The organism is Pseudoalteromonas sp. S4741, from assembly GCF_005886135.1.
GTDB classification, from domain to species: Bacteria; Pseudomonadota; Gammaproteobacteria; order Enterobacterales; family Alteromonadaceae; genus Pseudoalteromonas; species Pseudoalteromonas tetraodonis.
In genome coordinates, this window is the sequence record NZ_PNCN01000069.1 from 1 (window position 1) to 564 (window position 564).

Below are 564 nucleotides of genomic sequence, written 5' to 3' on the forward strand. Positions count from 1 at the left end.
TTAATTTAAGCTATTTGATAGAGGTTTCTTTTCGGCTGAACTATTTACGAGCTGGCAAGGCGTTAGCGAAAATCATCATTGGCTTACACCCATCAAAAGCAAAATGCGCTATGAAATAACGGAGTCATTTAGCGATTACGACCACTTAATAACAATGCCTATTTCACCACAAGCTAAGAAATCAGCCCCTTACCTAGGTGATACATGGCAAGCAAGGCTTATTCAAATTCCGACACCTAAAGGGGAAATAAAAGGGTTCATCACCTCATGCGTCTGTCCAGAAAAGTACCCGCTGAAAGCGCTACTCGATGTGTATTGGCAACGATGGGAAATAGAGCGAGGCTATGGTGAGCTCAAGCAATATCAACTATCAAATAAACCAGCATTACGGAGCCTGAAACAGGAAGGTATTTATCAAGAGCTCTGGGGTATTCTGACATCATATAATATCGTGAGACTAGAAATGGCAGAGATGGCTAAAGCCCATAAAGTTGAGCCATTACGCATCAGTTTTATTAACGCATTATATCTCATACAAGACGAGTTTTTAACCTGATCATATCG

At 40.8% G+C, this 564-nt stretch carries 1 pseudogene; it reads left to right on the plus strand.

Annotated features, from left to right (window positions below):
• Positions 1-22 precede the first annotated feature (22 nt).
• Positions 23-556, plus strand: a pseudogene (locus CWC30_RS10985) (transposase); the annotation flags it as partial.
• Between the last annotated feature and the right edge of the window lie 8 nt (positions 557-564).